The organism is Gemmatimonadota bacterium, assembly GCA_026706845.1.
In the GTDB taxonomy this organism is placed as follows: Bacteria; Latescibacterota; UBA2968; order UBA2968; family UBA2968; genus VXRD01.
This window is the reverse complement of record JAPOXY010000156.1, coordinates 1-3,524: the sequence shown is the minus strand read 5'-3', so window position 1 is coordinate 3,524 and position 3,524 is coordinate 1. Positions and strand designations below refer to the sequence as shown.

The window sequence follows — 3,524 nt, the reverse complement described above, 5'->3', positions numbered from 1 at the left end:
GGTCATTGACTCACAGCGGGCATTGCAAGCTACCTGGAAGGACGCGATGACAGATGGCGTGTCAGAAGAAGAACGCAAGAAGCTGTCATCTGTACCTATTTCTGAGGCTGAAGCACTGAAGTTGGAGCAGTTGTGGGGAGATGCCGAGATGCGCAATCGCACAATGGCTGACTGGACGGATTTTGCGCACGACAAATACGGTGCTCGCGATGTGCCTTTGTCTGTGCGTATTACCAATGCGATTACTCTGTTTTTCCCCATGGGTATTGCCTGCTGTGTGGTGGCTTATTTGTGGCGTTTGCGCAGGAATTAAAAAGAGTGAGATATGTTCGGGATTAAGCTGGAAAATGTGACCAAGCGTTTTGACAATGTTCTGGCATTGGATCGCATCAATCTGGAAATTGACGCGGGGGAGTTCTTTTTTTTGCTGGGTCCTTCTGGTTGCGGCAAGACCACGTTGTTGCGCATTTTGGCGGGTTTTGAGCAGCCCGAGACGGGTCGGGTGCTTTTTGACGCGCGCGATGTGACTGCTGTGCCTGCGCACGAGCGCAATACGGGTATGGTGTTTCAGAATTATGCGTTGTGGCCTCATATGACGGTTTGGAAGAATGTGGAATACGGCCTCACCATGCGCAATATGTCGCAGCATGAGCGCGACCAAAAAGTGAGGCGTGTTCTGGAAATGGTTCAGATGAGCGGTTATGCCGAGCGGTCGCCCAATCAGCTTTCGGGAGGGCAACAACAGCGCGTGGCACTGGCGAGGGCACTTGTCATAGAACCGGGTGTTGTGCTGCTGGATGAGCCGCTTTCCAATCTGGATGCGCGATTGCGGTTGGAGATGCGCGAACAGTTACAGGATTTGCAGCGCTCTTTGGGCGTTACGATGATTTATGTGACCCATGATCAAAAAGAAGCGCTGGCCATGGGTGCGCGCATTGCGGTTATGCAGATGGGCAAGGTGGCGCAAGTCGGCACACCGCGGGATGTTTACAGGCAACCGCTCACGCGCTTTGTCGCAGATTTTATTGGCGAGATCAATTTGATTTCTGGAGAGATAAAATCTGTGGCATCCGAGGTGGTCGCTACAACAGATGTGGGAGATATTCGCGGGCAGGCGGGGTATGAGGATATCCAGGTGGGGGATCGGGTGTTGTGCGCGATTCGACCCGAGGCAATGGATTTTCTTTTGGATGAATACAGGACGACGGATAATGTCATTTTTGGGCGCGTGCGACGTGCGATTTATCTGGGTGAAGTCGAGCAATTTTTTGTTGAATTGGCGAGCGGCGATCAGATCAAACTGATTGAATATGGCGCGACTTTGCAACACGCACAACCCGGCGATGAGGTGCGATTGGGGTTTTCGAAGCAGCAGGTGGTTGTGTTGCGCGATGAAGCGGAGGACCTCGATGAGGCGGTTTGATCTCAATTTGCCCACGCTCATTTTTTTGGTGGGGTTGATCGGCTTTTTTGCTTTGTTTTTGTTTTATCCCCTTTGGTATGCTTTTGTGCAGTCGCTGGTGGTCGATGGCAGGTTTACGTTTGCGTTTTACGAATTGATGGTGACGAGTCCGGTTTATCGTGAAGCCATTCTCAATAGTTTTCGGCTGGGGATGATTACGACTATTGCGACTACGCTGCTCAGTTTGCCTCTGGCGTTTTTGCTGGTGCGCTACGATTTTGCCGGCAAAGGGTTTCTCAATGGTTTGATTCTGGTGCCTATGGTTTTGCCCCCGTTTGTAGGGGCTATTGGCATGAAGCAGATGTTTGCGCGTTTTGGTTCGATCAATTTGCTGCTTCTGGATCTGGGGCTTATCGATCAGCCGGTAGATTGGTTTGGCGGCGGTGGTTTTGTAGGCGTGGTGATTTTAGAGGTGCTGCATCTCTACCCCATTATGTATCTCAATGTGGCCGCTGCGCTTGCCAATGTCGATCCGAGCCTGGAAGAGGCGGCGCGCAATATGGGTAGCAAGGGATTTCGCCTTTTTCGCACGGTGACATTTCCGCTGATGTTGCCGGGCTATTTTGCCGGGGCGATTATTGTTTTTATCTGGGCGTTTACCGATTTGGGGACGCCGCTTATTTTCAATTACCGTCAGGTTGTAGCGGTCGAGATTTTCAATTCTATTGAGGATATTAACGAAAATCCGATGGCTTACGCGCTCGTTGTCTTTGTGTTGCTGTTGACGGTCTTTTTCTTTTATCTGTCAAAGGCGACGCTGGGCAATCGCCGCTATGAGATGATTGCGCGAGGGTATATCAGTTCGGGGTCGCGTCCGGCTTCTCGCGGGATGACGGTGTTGATTTACGCCGCGATGCTGTCGCTTACGGGCATTGCGCTGATTCCGCATATGAGTGTGTTTTTGACGTCTATTGCCGAGCGCTGGTTTATGGCTGTGTTGCCCCAGGAGACGACCGGGCGATTTTATGCGATGGTTTTTGAACACCCGATGTCTCTGTCCAGTATTGAGATGAGTCTGATGTTGAGTGTGTTGAGTACGACGCTGGATGTTGTGTTGGGGATTGCTATTGCGTATTTGCTCACGCGCACCCGCATCCCGTATAAGGGCGTTTTAGATGCGATGGCGATGTTGCCTTTAGCTCTGCCCGGTCTGGTGCTGGCTTTTGGGTATCTGGCGGGGTATTCGGGTACTTTTTTGGATGCGCGACACTATCCCGTGCCGCTGCTGGTTATTGCCTATGCGGTGCGGCGGTTGCCCTATATGGTGCGCGCGGCGTATGCGGGTTTTCAGCAGACGAGTGTGACGCTGGAAGAGGCGGCTCAGAATTTGGGGGCTTCCCGGTTGCGCACGCTTTTTCAAATTACATTTCCACTGATTTTAGCCAATCTGGTGGCTGGCGGTATTTTGTGTTTTGCGTTTGCAATGCTCGAGGTGAGCGATAGTTTGATTTTGGCACTCAAGGACGAGTACTATCCCATCACAAAAGCGATTTACGCGCTTATGGGGCGTATTGCAGATGGGGCGTATTTGGCCAGTGCGATGGGTGTTTTTGGTATGGTGTTGCTGATTGTGAGTTTGTTTTTAGCCGGGCGATTTTTGGGCAGGCGCATGGGCGAGTTGTTCCGCGCTTAAATGAAAATGCAAGAGGATATGATGAATTTACGGAGATGGGCAATTATTTTTGCTGGAGGTGTGATAGGCATGGTCAATGCGGCGATGGCACAGAATACACCGTGGCACTACAGTTTTGAGGAAACGACGCTGTCGGCGGCCTATCGGGCAGATGCGGGAAGTGAGGTTTCGCTTTCGACGAGACGTTACAAGTGGGGAGCGCAATCTCTCAAATGGACATGGCAAAATAATGGGCGGCTTGTGTTCACGGATCCGGTAACGCAACGCAATCGGGCACTGACCGGTTTTCGGGCGTGGGTGTACAACGAGGAGGCGCTCGATGAGGTGCTGACGTTTGGGTTTGGAACAGAGTCTGAGTTGTCGGCAAATAATCCGCGTTACCAGTTTGAGTTTGGCTTGAATTTTACGGGCTGGCGGGCGATGTGGATC

4 protein-coding genes are annotated in these 3,524 nt (G+C 51.7%); all 4 read left to right on the top strand.

The window, feature by feature from the left end; all coding sequences use genetic code 11:
- On the top strand, positions 1 to 313 hold a 313-nt coding region (locus tag OXG87_14985), incomplete at its 5' end, for a hypothetical protein (protein ID MCY3870851.1).
- A gap of 12 nt (positions 314 to 325) precedes the next feature.
- A complete protein-coding gene (locus OXG87_14980; protein ID MCY3870850.1) occupies positions 326 to 1,423 on the top strand; it encodes an ABC transporter ATP-binding protein in 1,098 nt (365 codons plus the stop codon).
- The gene (locus OXG87_14975; protein MCY3870849.1) at positions 1,410 to 3,095 is read left to right on the top strand and encodes an iron ABC transporter permease; all 1,686 of its coding nucleotides are present in this window, start codon (positions 1,410 to 1,412) and stop codon (positions 3,093 to 3,095) included. Before OXG87_14980 ends, OXG87_14975 begins: the two co-directional genes overlap by 14 nt.
- Positions 3,096 to 3,116: 21 nt before the next feature.
- Positions 3,117 to 3,524 (top strand): chondroitinase family protein (locus tag OXG87_14970; protein ID MCY3870848.1); only part of this gene is annotated, 408 nt, incomplete at its 3' end.